Origin of the sequence: Methanoregula sp., assembly GCA_041645435.1 — an archaeon.
GTDB lineage: Archaea > Halobacteriota > Methanomicrobia > Methanomicrobiales > Methanospirillaceae > Methanoregula.
The window spans coordinates 94,527-115,652 of record JBAZQB010000002.1 but is presented as its reverse complement, the minus strand read 5'-3'; the positions used below and the strand labels follow the sequence as shown (position 1 = coordinate 115,652).

The 21,126-nt window shown below is 50.1% G+C and carries 14 protein-coding genes and 1 pseudogene; 10 read left to right on the top strand and 5 right to left on the bottom strand.

Translation table 11 applies throughout. The annotated features are described in order from the left end of the window. Nucleotides 1-74: 74 nt before the first annotated feature. Nucleotides 75-980: a hypothetical protein gene (locus tag WC593_04220; protein ID MFA4824344.1), complete on the bottom strand. Its 906-nt coding sequence runs from the start codon at nt 978-980 to the stop codon at nt 75-77. 179 nt (nt 981-1,159) lie between these two features. Here WC593_04220 and WC593_04215 point away from each other — a divergent pair, with 179 nt between their 5' ends. Together WC593_04215 and WC593_04210 are read left to right on the top strand one after the other, a co-directional pair. Beyond that, nucleotides 1,160-1,354: a hypothetical protein gene (locus WC593_04215; GenBank protein MFA4824343.1), complete on the top strand. Its 195-nt coding sequence runs from the start codon at nt 1,160-1,162 to the stop codon at nt 1,352-1,354. Between the two features lie 287 nt (nt 1,355-1,641). Beyond that, a complete protein-coding gene (locus WC593_04210) occupies nt 1,642-2,202 on the top strand; it encodes a DUF2148 domain-containing protein (protein MFA4824342.1) in 561 nt (186 codons plus the stop codon). A 57-nt stretch (nt 2,203-2,259) separates the two neighbouring features. Here WC593_04210 and WC593_04205 read toward each other — a convergent pair whose 3' ends face one another. Then, on the bottom strand, nt 2,260-3,276 hold the full coding sequence (locus WC593_04205) for a site-specific DNA-methyltransferase (protein MFA4824341.1): 1,017 nt from the start codon (nt 3,274-3,276) through the stop codon (nt 2,260-2,262). A gap of 102 nt (nt 3,277-3,378) precedes the next feature. On the opposite strand from WC593_04205, the gene WC593_04200 reads away from it, so the two are divergent. Continuing rightward, nucleotides 3,379-4,491, top strand: a complete 1,113-nt coding sequence (locus WC593_04200; GenBank protein ID MFA4824340.1) for a PH domain-containing protein — start codon at nt 3,379-3,381, stop codon at nt 4,489-4,491. A gap of 438 nt (nt 4,492-4,929) precedes the next feature. Here the strand turns inward: WC593_04200 and hcp are convergent, their stop codons facing one another. Continuing rightward, the gene (gene hcp / locus WC593_04195; protein ID MFA4824339.1) at nt 4,930-6,549 is read right to left on the bottom strand and encodes a hydroxylamine reductase; all 1,620 of its coding nucleotides are present in this window, start codon (nt 6,547-6,549) and stop codon (nt 4,930-4,932) included. A gap of 85 nt (nt 6,550-6,634) precedes the next feature. On the opposite strand from hcp, the gene WC593_04190 reads away from it, so the two are divergent. The 7 genes and pseudogenes from WC593_04190 to WC593_04160 all read left to right on the top strand — a co-directional run bounded on the left by WC593_04190 (nt 6,635) and on the right by WC593_04160 (nt 13,003). After that, nucleotides 6,635-6,994: a helix-turn-helix domain-containing protein gene (locus WC593_04190; protein MFA4824338.1), complete on the top strand. Its 360-nt coding sequence runs from the start codon at nt 6,635-6,637 to the stop codon at nt 6,992-6,994. Then, on the top strand, nt 6,991-7,158 hold the full coding sequence (locus tag WC593_04185; protein MFA4824337.1) for a hypothetical protein: 168 nt from the start codon (nt 6,991-6,993) through the stop codon (nt 7,156-7,158). The genes WC593_04190 and WC593_04185 overlap by 4 nt, the downstream gene beginning before the upstream one ends. Beyond that, complete coding sequence (locus tag WC593_04180) at nt 7,155-8,069, top strand: 4Fe-4S binding protein (GenBank protein ID MFA4824336.1); 915 nt, start codon at nt 7,155-7,157, stop codon at nt 8,067-8,069. The genes WC593_04185 and WC593_04180 overlap by 4 nt, the downstream gene beginning before the upstream one ends. A 53-nt stretch (nt 8,070-8,122) precedes the next feature. Beyond that, nucleotides 8,123-8,812: an NAD(P)/FAD-dependent oxidoreductase gene (locus WC593_04175; protein MFA4824335.1), complete on the top strand. Its 690-nt coding sequence runs from the start codon at nt 8,123-8,125 to the stop codon at nt 8,810-8,812. 53 nt (nt 8,813-8,865) lie between these two features. Further along, complete coding sequence (locus WC593_04170; protein MFA4824334.1) at nt 8,866-9,027, top strand: hypothetical protein; 162 nt, start codon at nt 8,866-8,868, stop codon at nt 9,025-9,027. A 135-nt stretch (nt 9,028-9,162) separates the two neighbouring features. Then, nucleotides 9,163-11,088 (top strand): hypothetical protein, encoded by a 1,926-nt coding sequence (locus WC593_04165; GenBank protein ID MFA4824333.1) that lies wholly within the window; start codon nt 9,163-9,165, stop codon nt 11,086-11,088. A gap of 911 nt (nt 11,089-11,999) precedes the next feature. Further along, nucleotides 12,000-13,003, top strand: a pseudogene (locus tag WC593_04160) (ISH3 family transposase). 219 nt (nt 13,004-13,222) lie between these two features. Here WC593_04160 and WC593_04155 read toward each other — a convergent pair. Continuing rightward, a complete protein-coding gene (locus WC593_04155; GenBank protein MFA4824332.1) occupies nt 13,223-13,948 on the bottom strand; it encodes a hypothetical protein in 726 nt (241 codons plus the stop codon). Between the two features lie 605 nt (nt 13,949-14,553). Then, on the bottom strand, nt 14,554-21,030 hold the full coding sequence (locus tag WC593_04150; protein MFA4824331.1) for an IPT/TIG domain-containing protein: 6,477 nt from the start codon (nt 21,028-21,030) through the stop codon (nt 14,554-14,556). Between the last annotated feature and the right edge of the window lie 96 nt (nt 21,031-21,126).

Sequence of the window (21,126 nt, the reverse complement as noted above, 5' to 3'; positions counted from 1 at the left end):
TAAAAATCAGATTCCCCGGCAGCATTTTATCACACAGGGTCTGATTCTTTTCTGATGCAACTATTCATACCAGTTTAATTCGTGGGCAGGCCTGCAGCCGGAATTTTGAAGATGTGGATCGACTGGTCTTTACAGGCACAGCGATTGGGCTGATCGGACTTCGCTTTATCCGAGACAACTACCAACCGGTCGTTTCCCAGCCATGTCACACCTTCCAGGTTGCAGTACATAATCCGATCTTTATCGTCGCGTGGGAACAGGAACAACTCTCCATCATCAGTAAATAGGTCTTCCGGACCGGCCGACTCCGCACGAATGCGCCCAACCCACATGGCCGATGAAGACTGCGAGATTACCGTCAGACAGCCATTGCAGAAATCAAGGCTGGAGTAGTCCCTGAAACGCACCGCTTTTGGCAGCCGTATGGTTCCGATATGCTCCCAGTTTTCCAAAGCCCGCCTGAAGACCTGGATACGTCCCTTTCCCGGTTCAGCTCCCGCGCTGCCGCTTTTGCATTTATTTCCCTCGCACAGGCCGAGCAGGTAATCGTTCCCGGCATAGCTAAGGGTCGACAAGCCCTCGAAACCCTTGTTGCCGGCTTTGAACGGGAAGTCCAGACAGTAACTTTTGATAAAAGTGAACGATTCATCAAACTCATCGATGTGCGGCTTGAAGATGCCCGACTTTGTTCCGGCGGTCTCGATCAGGCAATACCACCGGTGGGTTGATGACTGGTACGTGATATCTTCATAACCCGGTGCCGTGCCTTTCAAATCCAGCAGGACAGGCTCCTCTCCCGCGTGGCGCCAATCCAGCCTGAGGCGCAAAAGGTGCGGATCGTCATCGAAAATAATGTGGAGATAACCATCCTTCAAGTGGACACCGCTGGCTTCGTAGCGTTTATCGCCTTCGCTTTTGAGCAGGTCGCCGATCCTGACCTCCTCAACAAGTTCCAGGAAAGTCGCTGTGTCCTGTATCATCGCTCTAACACCTGCATGTGAGTTTCCACGGTTACGTGGATTATATGAATCACGGGTAATGAAAATTGTTATTCTCTTTTAAGTCGGGTTTTTTAAAAAGGTGGTGGATGAAAGGACACTATACCCAAAAAAAATTCCTGACAGAAATATTCATTACCTCCCATTCCCGATTGAAGAACATGCAGGACATTGTGACCAGTAAAAAGATGGAGAATGGCATCGTTGTTTTCTGGACCGAGAAAGGCGAGAAGAAAAACGAGTCCTTCAATTACGCCGAGCTCGTGGACATGAAGATCAACGCGCTCGATCTGCTTGAACGCCCGAAGTCCTACAAGGTTGACACCGCAGCGCACAAACTCATCGTCCAAAAGTAAGGATCCGGTGCTGATCCAAAAACAGGGCGACGCCGCACTCGCGGACAGATACCCCCTATCCCTGATGCGGCATACGGAACGTATGTTCTTTGCGAAACAAAAATATGAACAGGTCCATCCTGTGCAGGATCGGCGGGACCTGCGTGCGATGAAAACAGGCAAGCGGTCATCACCCGACAGAAAACCTGGTGATTCTTTGCCGATCGTAAACAACCTTTTTTTCCCGGGCACTCTGCCGATAACGGAGGAGCCGATCTCTTTTTGTCCTCACCTGCCAACAATCGTGCATGACTGTAGAATCAGATGCCGTAAAGTCCGTAGCCGGACTCATGGCACTCTCGGCACGGACCGCACCAAAGGCAGTAGGGCTTGATTCGATCCATATCGAGATCCTGACCGGTAAGGACCAGGAGAAACTCGCAAACCAGATGATCAAGGTGGGAAAAGAGATCGGGATGGACTTTTTCTGGATCAATGGCGAGCAGGTAAAAGTGAGCGATGCCACGCTTCTTATCGGGATTGAAGGCCAGAAAGTGCTGGGCATCAACTGCAGCGGGTGCGGGCATGCCACCTGTGCAGAGATGGCAAGAGCGGCAAAAGCGGGAAAGAATAAAAAGTCACTCTACCCGGGCCCGAACTGTGTCATGAAGATCTCCGATCTCGGCATCGCGGTTGGTTCAGCGGTAAAAACTGCCAGCATCCACAACGTGGACAACCGGATCATGTTCAGCGCCGGTGTCATTGCCCTGCAGATGGGTTTCCTCAAAGAATGCAGCGTTGCCTATGGCATCCCGCTCAAAGCATCCGGCAAGAACATCTTCTGGGACATGAAGTTTGCCAAGCACTGATCTCATCTCATTTTTTCCCGGTAGAGGTATGAGGTGCTGGCCGCATAAATTCGCAGGTCACGGCTCACGGTCAGGGTCATATTTCTTCAGCGCTTTCTCTATCGCCCAGCGCCCGCGCCCAAGACTTTCTCCCAGCGCCGCAACGATCGCTTTCTTGGTCTCGCCCCGGTCACGGCGCTTCCTGAACTCTCCCATAAGATACCGGATGTCCGTGTCGGTCCAGGCTTTCCGCCGGTTTTTCCTCAGCTGGATTGCCGGTTCGCGTAACAGGGGTACAAGTGAACCGGGCTCCATTCCCTTTATCTCCTTGATCCGGGTATCGAAGATTGCCTTTGAGCACTCAAACCCGGTTGCCCGGCGGTTGAGCCCGATGGCGGCTTTTGCGGTGGAAAAGCCCCCTAAGAAGAAGTCGCAGACAAGGTCGCCTTCGTTGCTGCTGTACTGGATCATCTTTGCGAGCAGTTCGGGAGGGAGTTCGTTCTTGTTCTTCACCACGCCGGGCTTGTACTCGCGGTTGATCTGCCAGACATCCTCGCGATCGGTATTGTTGAGCGAGCCCCCGTCTGCGTTCTTCTCGCCAAGGCCGTACCGGGATTCGAGGTTGAACGTCCTCCGGCCACCGGGTTTTTCATAGAAGAGGATATGGTAATGGCTCGATACAAATTTCCTCCGGGTAAAGACACCGAAGGGGTATTTCCAGATGATATGGTTGACCTCTTTGAGACCGGTCGTCTTCAGGGCTGCAAGGATATGGAACAGGTTGGTGTATCCTGACACTATGTAGATCGAGCCGCCGGGCCGCAGGACGCGCTCTGCTTCATGAATCCACCGCAGGGAAAAATCCCCGTACTCTTCCTGCGGGATCTCAACATAACCTTCGACAACGAATGTCTCGTTGCGGTTATAGTGCTTATGGAGCGTGTCCCCGTTGATGCCATACGGGGGATCGGTGATGATGAGATCTACCGAACCGTCAGGAATATACCGGGCTGCTCCGCTGATACAGTCCCCGTTGTAAAATGTGCCGGCAGGCAGGGTGACACACCGTATTACGGACCCGGTCTTTTTTGCCATTGAACTTCCATGAACTGGTATGTGGCGAGGCTACATAATAAATGGCAAAAAGACTGATGCTTAAAAAAAGGCAAATTTCCCTTAAGAGAGATGAGATGATATATGGGAATTCCGTACCTGAACAGCGATGAATCCATACTTCTGTCAACGCACAACATCCTTGTCGATGGTGCAGTCTCAGAAGCGATACTGACAAACCGGCGCCTCCTCATCGTGGACAGCAGTAATAATCTGTCCCGTACCAAGGAGATCCCGTTTGCTGCGATCGAGACCGTGACAACCATGGAGAGCGGGTCCGGTGACCCGGCGCTATCCCTTGCTATCCTGAAAAAGAGCGGCGGGACGAACCCCATGCAACTGGTTTTTACCCAGCAGCCCCGTTCGCAACGGACCGGTGAGAGGGATGACTGGGCGCAGAAGATCAAAGAGCAGATCGCTCTCTTACCCTCCGGCACTGCCCCGGCATATGTGGAATTTGCAGAAGCTGAAGATCTCAAAACCCTGATCGGGTCAGAAACCAACGGTACACCTGCTGCGGACAGAAATGTCCCGGCGGGAACCGGCCCGGGCCGAAAGGCTTCGCCCTCCACCCGGGGAAAATCCCCTGCGTCCGCAGCATCGGGCAGGAAGATGGTCATCGTCGCGGCGGCAATTGTTGTTGTCATCCTGCTGATTGCCGGTGCAGTATTCATCTACCCATCCTTAACTTCGCCAAAGGTCAGCGTCCCGACTCCCGTGCCAACCCCCGTACCTGCAACCGCAGCTACCCTGGCGCCGGTAACAACGGCTGCACCTACACCGGAACCAACACCTGTGGCTACGGTAATTCCGGAGCAGACTCCCGCTTCGCAGCCAACCGTTGTCACCACAATCCCGGCACAGACCAGTATACCCGCTAACGGTGTATGGGTTCGTGTCATGCACGACGCGAAGTATACCGGATCCGTAGGAACGGGCGGCAGGCTGCGCGAAGTGAGCGGAACAGGCGAGAATTTCTACCAGGTCCCGGCAACAAGCACCGATATTATCGAGGCATCCATCCAGAAATTTGATACTGCCGGCATACCCCTGACCGTTGAGGTCTACAATAACGGGGAGTTGATCAAGCGCAGTTCGATCATCACTCCCAAGGGAACATTGTTGATGAGCGTTAATCTCAAAACGGCCACAACACCCGTAGTCACTCCCACCGTCATTCCGACGACTGCATCGTAACGTCGCGTGAATAAGGGAAATCCCAAAGGATGCCCGGAACACGCATCTCTCTTTTTTAATCCAGAAGCCGGAAAATTGTTATAATGTTGTCCCGTAATTAGGAGCCGACACACCCCCTTTGGGGGTCGCTTGGCCGCCTCGTCGGGGCCTCGCTGGGCAGATCGGTATAATAAAATAGCAAGTTCTTGACCGCCGCGGGGCGCCCTTTGAGGTCGGCGGAGTTTATCGTAATAGGGGGGTATGGGGGCATCGGCCTCTATCACATTAAAGAACACGATAAGCTGGAGCCCCCAAGAGTATTCATGAAAGTCGAGCCACAGGGACCCATGGATATGACATATCCATAGCAGCGACTGCTTGTCGCTCTTTTAGGTTACAACAAAGCCGGTTATTCTAATTTTTTACTTAGGGGTTTTTCACACAACAAAAGTATTGGATTTAGGGGGATGGCACCATCCGTGCAAGGTCGGCTTCCACCGTAGTATTCGGCTTGAGATCGAAGTTTTTCACAAGCACATCGAGCACCGTGGGCGACACAAATGCCGGGAGTTTCGGGCCGAGCGTGATGTCTTTAACACCGAGCGAGAGGAGCGAGAGTAAGACGAGCACTGCCTTCTGCTCGTACCATGCAATGTTGTACGAGACGGGCAGATCGTTGATGCCAACGCCGAACGCTTTTGCGAGCGCCTGGGCAATCACGACCAGCGAGTAGCAGTCATTGCACTGCCCTGCGTCGAGCACACGCGGGATTCCACCGATGGTGCCGAGGTTGAGGTGATTGTAGCGGTACTTGGCGCAGCCTGCGGTGAGGATTACCGTGTCTTTGGGCAGGGCGAGGGCAAACTGCGTGTAGTAATCCCGCTCTTTCTGCCGGCCATCGCATCCGGCCATAACAATGAAGCGTTTGATATCTCCGCTCTTTACCGCTGCAACCACCTTGTCGGCAAGACCGAGCACCGCGCCATGGGCGCAACCGGTGATGAGATCCATACTGCCGGCCTTAAGTTCCTGCGGGGGCTGGCACTTTTTTGCATACCCGATAACCGCAGAAAAATCTTTCTTACCGTCAGCAGAAGTGGCGATGTGCTTCACACCCGGATACCCGGTAAGCCCGGTGGTGAAGACCCGCCCGGCATAGGTGTCTTTCGGGGGCACAATACAGTTGGTCGTGACCAGCACCGGGCCATTGAACTTTTCAAATTCATCGCGCTGCGCGTACCACGAGCCGCCATAGTTGCCATACAGGTGCGGATATTTTTTGAACGCGGGATACGCGTGCGAGGGTAGCATCTCGCCGTGCGTGTACACATCCACGCCGGCATCTTTCGACTGCTCGAGCAACTGCGCCATGTCCTTTAAGTCATGGCCGGTAATCAGGATGCCCGGATGGGTCCCGACCGACGTTTTGACGCTGGTGATCTGCGGGTTGCCATACGAAGAGGTGTTTGCCCCATCCAGCAGGGCAAGGGTGGTAACCCCGACACTCCCGCATTCCAGCACGAGCGCAACCATCTCGGGAACCGTCAGATCCTGTAATGTAGAGACCAGAGCCTTCTGGAGAAACTTCTCGATGCCTGCATCGGTTTTGCCAAGCACCTCGGCATGCGTGTAGTAGGCTGATACCCCTTTAATCCCGTAGAGAAGGGTTGCCCGGAGTGAGCGGATATCCTCGTTGGCAGTCGCAAGCAGCCCGACGGTCTTTGCCTTCTCCAGAATATCGCCGTCTCCGGTTGGCTTCCATGTGCAGGCATCGTGTTCCGCACTGCCCGCTGCGGGGAGCGCATCGCGGATCGCAAGAGCCCGGGCGATCTGGTCAGAAAAGCGCTTCTTGTCGAAATTCACATTGGTCAGTGTGGAAAAAAGGGATTCTGCGATGAACAGGCCCGCCGCAGGATTGCCGTTGCCCTTCTCCATTGCTGCAAGGTTCCTGACAGAGATCCCTTTGCAGAGATAGATGAGAACATCCTGAAAGGCTGCGACCTCATCGTCCTTACCACAGACGCCTTTTATAGTACAACCGGTCCCCTTTGCTGTTTCTTCGCACTGGTTACAGAACATCATTCAACTCCCTTGGTATACTTTTGATACAAGATATGAATTACATACCAGATTATAAATAGTCAGGAGTTTCTAAAAACATACCATGGATGATGCATGCACGGTCAACCAGACGGTCCGGTACTTAACCAGGAAATGGATGCTGCTGATCATCCTGGAACTCTACAAGGGCAGTAGCCATACCCGCCGGTTCTCGGATCTCAGGGATTCCTTAGACGGGATCACACCCAAGGTCCTCTCGGAGCGGTTAAAGGAACTCGAAGACGAAGGGATTCTTATGCGGAACGTGGATGCAACCGCATTTCCGGTCAAGACCGAGTATACGCTCACAAAAAGCGGGCTTGAGATCGTGGATGTGATCCGGGGCATCAAGCGCTGGGCCCTGAAATGGAAGATCGACAACATCCCCTGTGGTGACCAGGACTGTAAGGAATGTGTCCTGTGAAGGGAAATACGAAACGAATGGAGGAGCGGAACACGATGAAAATTAACGGAAGGGTAACCATCCGTTCCGGGTTAAAATCACCCGACCGGGATGGACGGATACCATTCGATCCCGCAAACGCGATTGCCGTGGGGATCACCTGGCATCGGGGAGCGAGTGTATGAAACGGAAGATCATCAGTATCGACGAAACGAAATGCACGGGATGCGGGCAATGCATCCCGGACTGTCCGGAGGGAGCCCTTCAGCTCATCGACGGAAAAGCCCGGCTGGTCAGTGATCTCTTCTGCGATGGTCTCGGGGCGTGCATAGGCACCTGCCCGGAGGGAGCGATTGCGGTGATCGAGCGGGAAGCCGTCGCATATGACGAGAGAACGGTCATGGAGACCATTGTCCGGCAGGGAAAACCCGTGATAAAAGCCCATCTCGAACATCTCATTGGTCACGGGCAGAAAACCCTCTACAACACTGCCATCGAGTACCTCATCGAGAACACGATTCCCATTCCCGACCACGATAACACCGCATACCCCAAAAAGCCGGCCCGGACACCGTCACACAAACCGCCAGTACACGGGCACCCGGCCGGCACCTGCCCCCCCGGACCGGATGCAAACCATCCCTTTGCCGCCTGCCCGGGATCGGCAGCCCGGAGCATTGAGAGGACCACGCCAGCCGTCAGCCGGCAGCCATCCGAAAAAACCGGATCCGAGCTCCGGCAGTGGCCGGTCCAGCTCGCGCTCCTCAACCCGGCAGCCCCGTATTTCGATAACGCCGACCTGCTGGTCTCTGCCGATTGTGTTCCCTTTGCCTACGCGGGGTTTCATACGGAACTCCTGCGGGACCGGATCGTGATCATCTTCTGCCCGAAACTGGATGCAGACATTGACGGGTATATCACAAAACTTGCAGAGATCTTCACCCGTCACCTGATCAAATCGATCACGGTCGTCCATATGGAGGTCCCGTGCTGCGGCGGTGTGCGGTATGTCGTTGACCGGGCACTGGAGCAGTCGGGAAAGAAGATCCCGGTCACCGACAAGACGATCACGATAGATGGCAGTATAGCACCGTGACGGCACACTGAATGAACCAGGACAACTAAACATAAAAAAAGGAGACAGACAAGATGACAGATACTCCGGAAGGAGCCGCTCTCCAGCGGGATGGAAAGACCCGGGCGATCACGACACGGATACTTGCCGGCATAGTGACACCCGAACAACTCGAAACCATTGCACGAGTCGGAAAGAAGTACCATGTGCCGGTACTGAAGATTACATCGGGACAGCGGATCTTATTTGCCGGCATTGAACCAGAAGACGTACCTCGTATCATTGCGGAACTAGGCCCGCTGGCAAAACCCGAAACACTACCCTGTGTGAAATTTGTCCAGGCTTGTCTTGGCACTGATATGTGCAGGTATGGCAAACAGGACTCGATTGGGCTTGCCCGCATCATCTATGAAAAGTTCAAAGATCAGGCATTCCCGGCAAAGATCAAGATCGGGGTCTCCGGTTGCCCCCGCTGTTGCAGCGAAAGCCATACCCGGGACATCGGGATCATCGCAACCCCGAACGGGTGGACGGTCTACTTCGGGGGCAATGCGGGTACCCGTCCACGGTTTGGGGATCTCATTGCCAGGGATCTCACCGCTTACGAGGCGGTGGATTGTGCACAGCGCCTGTCAGAATATTACCGGCACCATGCCCACCCCCATGAACGTACAGCCCGGTTTATAGAACGCATTGGAATCGAATCGCTGAAATCGGAATTACTCTCCCTGATTCCGTATATTCCTCTTGAAACGGAGAAATAACCCTGAAGATTACTGAAGTTGCAAAGGTCCCGTCAGGGCCAAACCCCCACCATGTGGATTCACGGAAGATTTACGATACCGACAATGCGATCGCGGTCGTGATCATCCTGCAGTCCGGGGAAGCATTAAAAAAGCACATGACACCGGTTGATGTCTTTTTCTACGTGCTGGAAGGAACCGGAAAGTCCAAGGCATGTAAGGTTTTAACAACTTAATCGATCGACCTCATAATGATTGGTACACATCTGGAACAAAAAAATTAATTACCTATCTGACCCATACGAAATGATGATAACTCCTTAAATCAATTGATTTTTAATTTTTTTGATAGTAAGTAAACTCTCATACTCATGAAGACAACAGCCCGTGAGCATAAAAAAAAGGAAGAATCAAAGGAAAAAACCCGAGAACATTTATCTACTTTTTCTTCTGAAAGGGGTAGTGTTTTATCTGATCATTTTTCTAATTTTTTAGAGAAATATCATGTTTCATTCATTATTTTTTTATTCGCGCTTTTTGTTATACTCACTCTTTCAAATCCATCGCTCTATATTAATGACGAATGGATAACCGTAAACCAGCTTCATCAACTGGATATCGGACATCAGGTTATAATTAATGAGGGGAAGTACGGTTTTTTTCAAAATGGAACTCCCGGGCCATATTTTAGGCATTCCGATCACAGAAACCGGCTCACATATACACTGATGCTGCCAGTACTCTCTCTACCAGCGGTGAAGATGATTGGATTGTGGGGGGATCAGTTCCGATTAGGAGTTATTCTCCTTTGGGCATTTATTCCGATCATTCTCTCAGTTCTGATAGCTAGGTATTATCTACGCAATTCACACATTCAAAAAAACATCATAGTTGTAATTGGAATTGCTGTTGGATTCCTGGGAATCCTTTTCAACATGGCCTTATACTCCCCCTTTATCTATCATACTCCGACTGCTCCATTCGAAACCGCCGCAGTTATCCTGACAAACCACTTTTTCTTTGCCCTTACTGCCGTTATTATTTACCACATATTTCGTACAATCTTTTTAGAGACCTGGATCTCACTTGGCGGTACAGCTGCCTGTCTCTTTAGTTCATCATATTTCATCTGGTCAGGGAATGCAAAAGACCACATGCTCGTTGCAATGATATTTGGCCTCGTGATACTATTTATGTTGCGATATATCTATAGACGGTCATATCGCGATGGGGCCCTCGCATTTACCGCAATCGGACTGTTAGCTTGGGCACGTCCTGAGGTAGGGTTCGCGGTCCTCATCTTCGCATCCATTTTTTTCATCCTGATCGTATTGTATGAAAGTATACAAAATAAACCCGGAATTCCAGAAATTATTCGTGGATTATCTCCTGTGCTGTTTACAGCAATCGGTGCAATCCCTTTATTTATAAATAACCTTATTGTTACAGGAAATCTCCTTAAGCTTCCTTATACAACAGTCTCAACTGCTGGAACAACTGTTAATCAAATCATGACCGTTAATCCTGATAGTGTGACGACGGTTAATTCTGTAACCTTATCGGATATAAATTATTTTTACAATATGACTCTTGGATATCTGGTAAATATCCGCTGGACCACACTTCTGCCGGACACGTTTGGAATTCTTTTTATGCCTGCATCTGAAAGCATGAGTGTATTTCTTATCTGTCCAGTGCTGCTTGTTGCAGTCCTCGCCTTTCCCTTTATTTATTTTACTAAAGGAATACCTGAAAAGAGAGACAGATGGATGATCTTTTTTATTCTTATGATGATTTTGAGCATTTTTATTGCATACATCACTCAGTTCCATATGATGAATATTGATAGCGGAATTGTCCCAGATATTCGGCTCCTTTCTCCCATATATATCCCTGCGGGTATTTTGGGTATTTGGGTTATGCGGGCAACCGCCGACAATGAATTTATCCCGAAAAGATTTTTGTTAAAAACAATTGGTGCGGTAGTTTTTTTACTACCGGGTATATTTATCTTTTTTTGTGTATATTTTTACAAACATTATGTAACTTATAAGGATGTTATAGCATTTTTTAAAATTCTTATCTACTTTGAAGTGTTGATGCTTATCGCAAGTCTCATTCTATTTAAACTAAAACGGTTTCATTGGGGCACTGCCGAATATATTCTAGCAGCTATGTTTGCTACTATATTTGTTTGGCAGGTGATGATGCTGTTTTTTTTATCGATTGAAAAATTCAACGGGTATCCCTTCTGGATACCTTTTGTTGAGTATGCATACAATAGACTTGTCCATTAACATTTTTCCTGAAGATTTGCAAGAACATCCATCTTTTTTTTTTCAAGCACGTGTCATAAATGAAAACTACTGAACAACAGAAGGTAGCAAAATCAACTATCCCGCTATTACCCCAAGGTCCTATCGGAGCGGTTAAAGGAACTCGAAGACGATTCTTACGCGAAACGTGGACCCAACCGCATTTACCCTCAAGACCGGCCCGTCAATCGCTCCCCACGCAGTCAGTCATGTAAACAGTTTTGATTAATTAACCGTCAACAGAGTGTGATTAAAAAAACAATCCACGTTTCCCTTTCAGGAAAAATATTTATCCCAAAAAAAATATTGTTCTATGTTTTTCCAAAATCCAATACCCGGAGGTGAAAAACATATGAAAAAAAAGGTAAGGATAATCGGGGGCATAAGAGCGATGAACCCGGTAAGGAGCACGAAAAACGGGGCATCATCGTTGATAAACCGGAACCAATAATCCCGGAAAACGATTATTACCCTGATGCACTGGACATCCAGGAAGACCCGTTGTACCCGATAATGAACTCTATTCCTGGGGTAGAGGCAATGATGAGGATGACGATTTATTATAATTCACTTTTAGTCATTCACGTTTTTTATCTCTTTTTTATCATGGGTCTCGCTCCTCTGACCGGCGTTACCCGGTGAAAATCACGCGAATGTAATGATGGGGCCTCAGTACTTCACTAATTTTTAGCTCGGGCTGAAGAGAACAGTAAGATCTAAATAGGCAGCGGGCACCGAATATGGTCAAACACCGGCAAATTGCCCGCCGAATAAAGAATGAGATCCGAGCAGAAGGTTGTTCCGAAATTGCAGTTGAAGCAATCAACCGGAACATCACAATTTCCATCAACGGGAAACTGAACCAAAAGACGCTCATCCGGTCACTCGTCGGAATGTCAGCGAACAAACTTTCAGTGCATTCCATCAATAAAGCCGTAGAAAAAGTCCAGTGTGAAACGTCGGTCAGATACCATTTGTCCAAGGTAGACCTGGATTCACTTCTCGAATTACAATCAAAGATCCTCACCTATTCAAACGATCAGATTCTCGTTCCCGGAAAATCGTATCATTTTGCCATAGATTTCACCGATGATCCTTATTACGGAGAGATTGTTGACGTAAACAAAGATTATGTTATCAAGAGTAAAATGAAGGATTCCACAACGACATTTTACTCGTATGTTTCGCTCTACATCACGACAAAAGGCCAACGGTTGACCCTCGCAGTTCTCCCAGTGAAAATGGGAATGTCAAAGGTCAAGTACATTCGGAAATTCCTGGCTTTCATCGACGATGCAAAAGTAAATATCGAGATACTCTGTCTTGATCGGGGTTTTTACTCAAACGATGTGTTCTCGTTTCTCCAGAAGGAGAACATCCCGCACATTGTTCCGGTGAGAAAACACGGCCAGGAACTCAAGAAGATTCTCCAGGGGAATCATTCCCGTTATGCCCGGTACACAATGATGGGAACCTCCGGACCTCTTGATCTTACTCTTGCAATTGATGTTCAGTACCTTCAGGGAAGGAATAAGAAATTCGGGAATGTGAATCTCGGGTATGTCGTGTATGGTATTGACTGGAAGCCGCGAAGGGTCTACCGGGTCTACAAGAACCGGTTTGCTATCGAATCTTCATACCGTATCCGGAACATCGTGAAAGCTAAAACATATTCCAGAAACGTTGTGCTCCGGTACCTCTTGACGATCATCTCGTTCCTCCTCAAGAATATCTGGGTGGCTCTTCAACGGATGTTCTTCTCAAAGGTTCAACGAGGGCCAAGGACATTGACGAAGATTTGTTCCGGTTTGATCTCTTCCGGCTGCTCGTTTGGGAAGGACTCCGGAAAAAACTCAAATTTGTTACGTTTGTTTCTGTTCTTCGTTGTCCCGGCTGATCGGTGGTTGGTAAAGTTGTTGACTATCACAAGTTCATGGAGGAAAACTTATAGAAGTACTGGGCCTGTCAGACCAAAACCGGGATGCATGTTTCCCGACACCCACTCTAACGAGCGACAGGGAGTCGACACAACACCAGGGAGCAGACAAAAAACATTGGACATTTTGAGAAGTAAACCGGGCAGCTTGCCCGGGGGTAATCTTCACAGGATAAAAAATTATTGCCGGGTATACGTTATATCAACGGTTTCAAAGAGATTCATTTCATCGGCTTTTACTGGGATATAACTGGTTAAGGAGACTTTTTCATCGATAACCAGCGTCCGGGTTGTCACGAATTGTGCGATTATTTTCCCGTTCGAACGCACATTCTGGGAAATGGAATAATTCGCAGGCCTCACATTGGTGGGAATGAGAATTGCCCGCACTTCCACAAAGTTCCATTCAGGTTTTCCCTCAGCCCCCTGACATCCCTGGATATTTTTTAACACGGTGTTTTCGGCATTTTCCCCGGTATATTTCCGAAGGAAGGTTTGATAATCATCTTCGGTCACCGCAGTAAGTCTGGGTACCTGGTGCTGTATGCCGTAATCAGGATCGTTTGCGATTGCGGGAAAAGCACTCTGCATCGGGCAGTTGGGGATACTGTAATCAAAGGTTTTTTTCCGGATATTGAGATAATCCAGATACGGATTGTCGACCTGGATCCTTGTTGTCGGTACGGTTGTTATGCCTATATCAGGATGCTGAGCATCCGGCCGGTACGTAACACCGGATGAAACAGTCACTGATGGGGAGGGGGTTACCGGAACAACTGTGGGAGTAGTACTCGTGGGCAGGGTTGATTCCGGTGTCACTGCGGCAGGGGATTGCGGGCTTGTACATCCGCTCGCCAGTACAATCCCCAGTAATAAAAATATTAAGAGGATGATCCTTTTTTGCATTGGTACAGATTAAAATTTTTAGTACAATAACTCTCTGGTTACTGGGGCCCCTTGTCACTGTCCCGGCACTTTTTAAAAAAAAGGGTTCCCGATTACGGGTTCAGGAGTGATTCTCCGGTCGGGTGCACCTCTCCCGTGTCGGAATTATCCATGTTCCAACCTTCTTTTGTCAAAATAGAATCTCCTAAGGTTCTGATGAGTTGATCAACGCGATCTAAGATAAAAATATGGAATCATTGTTTGGGATAATTGCTGAACGGTCTTTACCTTAATTTACCGATTCAATGGATGTATAGTGCACTGAACAGGTATACGATATCCATGAGGATCAGGATTGTCAAATTTACTGTTGAGTATTTACACTACCATATTTAACTCAAAACCTACGGGGTGTAAATGTTGAACACCACGATGTTTGCTATCGGGTCTGCGAGTTGGCGAACTGCACTCTTGGTTACATTGCTCTGTTGTACGAAATCGAATATTGTCCGTTTCACCCGCAAGCACCTGACAAGTGCTCTTGAAAGCAAATAATAAAATGTCACGATTTCAGGACCTGAATACCGGCACGCTACAATTGCATATTATGAGTTTTATCTAAAAAATTAGTTTTTATTTTTGGGATTCGGAGCAGATAAAACTATCAGGGATACAAAAATTTTCTGCCGGAGCTGGATCAAATTCTCTTCCCTCCGCAACATACCATCAGCCAGATCCTCGATTGTCTGAATTATCTCCCGCTCTGACCGGCCCATTTTGATATAGGGTTTTTTAATAATTTTCATGAGTTTCCTGTCGACATCGACCCGTCTGGCGAGTTTTGCATATTCGCAAACAATGGTTTTATCGTGCCCTGCATGAATTGCGTTCTGAATCTCGGCATCAATCGTTTTCTTCCGGTTGAGGACATACTCGATTGCGTTAATCAGTTCATGGGGTATCACGGGTTTGAGGAGATAATCCTCAATGCATATCCCATACTGTTTTGCTTCTTCAGGAAGCAGTTGTTTTCCAGTTAGCATCAGCACCGGAATTTTCCGAAGTTCCGGATCCTTCTTTATCGATTCCAGTGTCTCCCATCCATCCATCGGGTACATCATGATATCAAGAAGGATGGTGTCCGGGGAATTTTTCTTGTCCGTGAGCAGCGAGAGGCATTCCTTTCCGCAGGATGCGGTAATTGTGTCGTATCCTTCCATCTCCAGAATGAGTGAAAATACCTCGAGGACTTGCGGTTCATCATCAACGATAAGGATACGGGTCTTGTGCGGCATCTCATGAGGTTTCTTCTGCGGTATTTTCCGGACGTAGAGATATATGGCTCCAGCTGCACAAATCAGGATAATCCCGAAAGCGAGCAGAATACTTGCAGGATCCGGAATAATTGAGGGTATAGAAGCGGGAGATAACTCTGGTGTACCTCCCCCGACTTCTGGAGCCCGTTTCGTTTGAACGGGGGTTGTGATTGCAGTTACCGTAACCGGGGGCGATGAGGGCTGTATTTTACCTGCCGTGGACACTACTGCCTGCGAGGTTGCTTTTGCAGTAGGAATCGGCAGTCTGTCAGAGATTGCGAAGTACGAGAAACCGGGGGTATTGGAGATATAATAATGGATATCCCCGTTCGAGTGTTCAAACGTTGTCGGGAGTTCGGACCATTGACCGTCATGGTCCCGCATGAGGACAATATCTCCCGGGTTCACTCCGTTCTGATTAAGCCAGCTGCCCGATACCGCGAAGGTGATAGCAGACTGGCTGATTGACGATGGATTTACCCCGACCGGTTCAATCGCGGAGATGCCGGCAATATGGCGTCCGGCAAGCCCTGATGTGTCAATCGTTTTGACATCAGCCACGATCAGATCGACGGGACCCAGGGATTTGGAGGGAGTTATTGCAACCGTGATGATTGCACCCGGCGTAGAGGTGGTGACCTGTTGGTTGATGGCAAACGTCAGGGTCTGGCCGGCTGCGGCTCCTGGTGAACTTATTGAAGAGGAACCGGACCTGCCGGGATCCGCTGAATCGGAACTACTGGTAAAACCGCTGCCGGTAATATCGCTGTTTGAAATACCACTACCGGAAGTACCGCTACTTGTAGTACCACTGCTGGTTGTACCACCACTATCTGATGTTATGGATGATATCGCTGCAAGCGAGAAGGTCGAGAGACCGTTAGGAGACAGGAACATGAAGCTATAGTTCCCTCCCAAATCCGTGTCCGTTTGGAAAGGTGTTAAGATCTGGGTAGTACCGTCATCAGCGCAGCGGAAGACAACGATATGGCCAGGACCGCCGTTGGCAGTGACCCATTCTGAGCTGGCTGACATCGTAAGGTTAGCAGACTGGATGATCCCACCATCACCGGCGTTTGAGATGTTGGTCTTTGCGACGTTTAAGGTATAGGCAATATTATCTATCTGTTTACCGGCTGTGGTTGATGCAAGTGTGAACGAGGCCTGGGCAGACGCATCCGGATCTTTAGTAATCGTTTGGGTGATGGCGGCGGTGGATGCCGGTATCCTGTCGAGATTCAGTTGAATCTGGACTGTAGGGGTACCTGCGGATGTTACAGGGGCCGAAACCGGCTTGGTTTTTGATCTAACCGATTTAACCTTACCTTTGACGGTCGTGGGGTTGGTGTCCGGGGTTTCTGTAAGAGTGATTGCCATGGATGCCCAATGGGTCGTCTCATTGAAAGTGATGATATTTCCCGAGGTAGTAACATTAGCGAGAGTGGTATCAATCGTTACGTTCTGGACACTTCCCGTGGTCGTTGTCTCAACACCGGTGAGCGCAAAAGTGTTGTTCACTACAACCGGTGCTATTACCGTGATATATCCGGTTTTTATTTCCTGATTGCTCCCGGCTCCGTTCGTTACCACAAGTTTTACGGTATATGTGCCGGCGGTTGTATACTGGTGAATCGGATTCTGGTCAGTCGATGATCCACTGTCACCGAAATCCCAGTCCCAACTGGTCGGTATGTTTTTTGATGCGTCCGTGAATCTGACAGCAAGGGGTTTGTCACCTTCTGTCCTGTTCGCGGAAAATTTTGCGACCGGTGCTTTTGTTGTCGCTTCTGCCGTTACGTTAATGTATCCGGTCTTGACGGTACTGTTACTGCCTGCGGAATTCATTGCCACCAGTGAGACCGTATAATTTCCTGCTGATCTATAGTTGTGGGTTACATTCTTATGGTTCGAGGTTTTGCCATCACCAAAGTCCCAATCCCAGTTTGTCGGAGAGTTGATCGATACATCAGTGAATTCAACCGTCAATGGAGCGGTCCCGTTTGTTGGAGAGCCACTGAACGCTGCTACCGGTATAGTAACTACGACATAGTCGTAGGCATTATGTTTGGTTGCAGTACCCCCCGGTGTGGTGACCATAATATCTACTGATTCGGCTACATGGGCCGGGGTAGTCACCATAACCGCCGTAGCATTGATATTTGTCACACCGGTTCCTGCGGTGCCATCAAAGGATATACCGGTTGTCCCCGTAAGGTCTGTACCGATAATAGTAACCACAGTACCACCAGTTGTTGGGCCGATTTCCGGTGTAATGCGCTTAAACTTCGGATCTGCGGCATAGGTGTAGGCTCCCATTCCAGTTGAAGTGCCATTCGGGGTGGTGACCACAACGTCTACGAGTCCGGCAGTGCCCGCCCGGGTACTTCCGATGATCTTCGTAGCGCTGACTACCGTCATATTGGTTAATACGATGCCGCCTATCGATACGTTATACCGCGAGGTTGCACTATTCTTCGCTCCAATAAGGTTCATCCCGATAATGATTACCGGTGTGCCACCTGCTTTCGGACCAATCGACGGTGAAATGCTCGTAAACGTCGAACCTGTCGCATAGGTGTAGGCATTTGTTTTGGTTACCGTGCCACCAGATGTAGTAACTACAACATCAACAGGTCCAACTGAACCTGCCGGGGTAGTTACGGTAACTGCCGTAGCATTGACATTTGTCACACTGGTACCAGCCGTTCCGCTAAAGGTTACACCGGTCGTTCCGGAAAGACCGGTTCCAATAATCGTAACAACAGTACCTCCATCTTTCGGGCCGGTTGGCGGAGTAATACTTGTAAATGTCGGTACTCCTGCATAGGTATAGGCATTCGCCTTGGTTACCGTACCATTTGGTGTGGTGACCATTACACTGACCACACCGGCTGTATGGGCCGGGGTCATCGCTGTAACCGCCGTAGCATTGACATTTGTCACACTGGTACCAGCTGTTCCGCTAAAGGTTACTCCTGTTGTACCAGTAAGATCGGTCCCAATAATCATAACCGCCGCACCGCCGGCTATCGGGCCCATCGGCGGCGATACACTGGTGACCGTCGGCAACGATATATAAGTATATTTACTCGCCCCGGTTGCAGTGCCGTTCGGGGTCGTGACATTTACATACACGAGCCCGGCTACATGGGCAGGGGTTTTTACTATGACTGCAGTTTCGTTTTCACGCGAGAGACCGGTACCGGCAGTGCCGCCAAACGTTACTCGGGTCGCTCCGATAAAGTTCGTCCCGGTGATGTTGACCCACGTGCCGCCGGCTAGCGGGCCGGTTGACGGCATGATGGTCGTAAACGTCGGCGGATCAACATAGGTGAATACACCGGTTCCCTCAGTTGCCGTGCCATTCGGGGTCGTGATGACAACGTCAACGAGTCCGGCAGTGCCCACCCGGGTACTGCCGATGATCTTCGTGGCGCTGACTACCGTCATGTTGGTTAACGCGGTGCCACCTATCGAGACGTTATACAGCGACGTCGCACTGTTTGTCGCCCCGATCAGATTCGTCCCGATAATGATTACCGGTGTGCCACCGGTGAGCGAGCCGGATGTCGGCGATATGCTCGTAAACGTCGGAGGGGCTGCATAGGTGTAGGCATTCGTCCTGGTTACCGTACCATTCGGGGTGCTGACGATAACGTTAACCGGCCCTGCGGTTCCAGTTTGGGTACTTCCAATAATCTTCGTGGCGCTGACTACTGTCATATTGGTCAACGTAGTACCTCCTATCGAGACGTTAGACAGCGACGTTTCACTGTCCGTCGGACCGATCAGGTTGGTCCCGATGATGGTTACCGGCGTGCCGCCAGCGAGTGGGCCGGTTGACGGCGTGATGCTGGTTACCGTCGGAAGAGCTACATAGGTATATTTACTCGCGCCAATTGCAGTGCCGTTCGGAGTTACGACATTCACAGTAACAAGTCCGGCTGCATGGACGGGTACGATCGCTATGATCGAAGTACCATTTTCAAGCGAGAAACTGGTGACACTCATGCCGCCAAACGTTACTCCCGTCGCTCCGATAAAGTTCGTACCGGTGATGTTGACTCCCGTGCCACCGGCTATTGGGCCCGTCGGCTGTGATACACGGGTGACCGTCGGCAACGATATATAAGTATATTTACTCGCCCCGGTTGCAGTGCCATTCGGCGTGATGACTGCAACGGTTACGAGCCCGGCTGTACGGGCGGGGGTTTTCACTATGACTGCAGTTTCGTTTTCTATCGAGAGACCGGTACCTGCGGTGCCGCCAAACGTTACTCGGGTCGCTCCGATAAAGTTCGTCCCGGTGATATTAACCCACGTGCCGCCGGCTAGCGGGCCGGTTTCCGGTGCGATGCCCGTAAATGTCGGGGGATCCACATAGGTGAATACACCGGTACCCTCGGTTGCCGTGCCATTCGGGGTCGTGATGACAACGTCAACGAGTCCGGCAGTGCCCACCCGGGTACTGCCGATGATCTTCGTGGCGCTGACTACCGTCATGTTGGTTAACGCGGTGCCACCTATCGAGACGTTATACAGCGACGTCGCACTGTTTGTCGCCCCGATCAGATTCGTCCCGATAATGATTACCGGTGTGCCACCGGTGAGCGAGCCGGATGTCGGCGATATGGTCGTAAACGTCGGAGGGGCTGCATAGGTGTAGGCATTCGTCCTGGTTACCGTACCATTCGGGGTGATGACGATAACGTTAACCGGCCCTGCGGTTCCAGTTTGGGTACTTCCAATAATCTTCGTGGCGCTGACTACGGTCATATTGGTCAACGTAGTACCTCCTATCGAGACGTTATACTGCGAGGTTGCACTGTCCATCGGACCGATCAGGTTCGTCCCTATAATGGTTACCGGCGTGCCGCCAGCGAGCGGGCCCGTCAAGGGAGATATGCTCGTGACCGTCGGAAGTGCTACATAGGTATATCTATTTGTCCCGGATGCAGTGCCATTCGGGGTGGCGACTGCAACGGTAACGCGCCCGGCTGCATGGACTGGGGTGAGAGCTCTGATCAAAGTAAGGTTTTCAATCGAGAAACTGGTGGCTGTAGTACCGCCAAACGTTACTCCCGTTGCTCCGATAAAGTTCATCCCGGTGATGTTTACCCACGTGCCACCGGCTATTGGGCCCGTTGGCTGTGATACACTGGTAACCGTCGGCAACGATATATAAGTATATTTACTCGCCCCGGTTGCAGTACCGTTCGGCGTGATGACTGCAACGGTTACGAGCCCGGCTGTACGGGCGGGTGTTTTCACTATGACCGAAGTTTCGTTTTCTATCGAGAGGCCGGTACCGGCAGTGCCGCCAAACGTTACTCGGGTCGCTCCGATAAAGTTCGTCCCGGTGATATTGACCCACGTGCCGCCGGCTAGCGGGCCGGTTGACGGCATGATGGTCGTAAACGTCGGGGGATCCACATAGGTGAATACACCGGTCCCCTCAGTTGCCGTGCCACCTGGTGTGGTGATTACAACATCAGCAAGGCCTGTACCGGCCCGGGTACTGCCGATGATCTTCGTGGCGCTGACTACCGTCATATTGGTTAATACTGTGCCGCCAACCGATACGTTATACAGCGACGTCACACTGTTCGTCGCCCCGATCAGGTTCGTCCCGATAATAATTACCGGCGTGCCACCGGCTGTCGAACCAGTCGAAGGCGATATGGTCGTAAACGTCGGAGTTTCGGCTGCTGCAGGAACGATAAACAGGAAAAGAAGAAAGAAAGATACAAAAAATATCTTGTTCCGCATTTGATTTTGCTTTGCCAATTCTGCTCCGAACGGTTTTTACTTAATTCTAATAGTTATTTATAGTAATACCTGATAAAAATGAAGGATTTATTTAGTAATAATAATAGGAATTAT

Bases quoted from the DNA above. Each gene is read 5' to 3' on its own strand.
- WC593_04220 (MFA4824344.1), bottom strand. From the start codon at position 980: ATGATACAGGACACAGCGACTTTCCTGGAACTTGTTGAGGAGGTCAGG.
- WC593_04215 (MFA4824343.1), top strand. From the start codon at position 1,160: ATGCAGGACATTGTGACCAGTAAAAAGATGGAGAATGGCATCGTTGTT.
- WC593_04210 (MFA4824342.1), top strand. From the start codon at position 1,642: ATGACTGTAGAATCAGATGCCGTAAAGTCCGTAGCCGGACTCATGGCA.
- WC593_04205 (MFA4824341.1), bottom strand. From the start codon at position 3,276: ATGGCAAAAAAGACCGGGTCCGTAATACGGTGTGTCACCCTGCCTGCC.
- WC593_04200 (MFA4824340.1), top strand. From the start codon at position 3,379: ATGGGAATTCCGTACCTGAACAGCGATGAATCCATACTTCTGTCAACG.
- hcp (MFA4824339.1), bottom strand. From the start codon at position 6,549: ATGTTCTGTAACCAGTGCGAAGAAACAGCAAAGGGGACCGGTTGTACT.
- WC593_04190 (MFA4824338.1), top strand. From the start codon at position 6,635: ATGGATGATGCATGCACGGTCAACCAGACGGTCCGGTACTTAACCAGG.
- WC593_04180 (MFA4824336.1), top strand. From the start codon at position 7,155: ATGAAACGGAAGATCATCAGTATCGACGAAACGAAATGCACGGGATGC.
- WC593_04175 (MFA4824335.1), top strand. From the start codon at position 8,123: ATGACAGATACTCCGGAAGGAGCCGCTCTCCAGCGGGATGGAAAGACC.
- WC593_04165 (MFA4824333.1), top strand. From the start codon at position 9,163: ATGAAGACAACAGCCCGTGAGCATAAAAAAAAGGAAGAATCAAAGGAA.
- WC593_04155 (MFA4824332.1), bottom strand. From the start codon at position 13,948: ATGCAAAAAAGGATCATCCTCTTAATATTTTTATTACTGGGGATTGTA.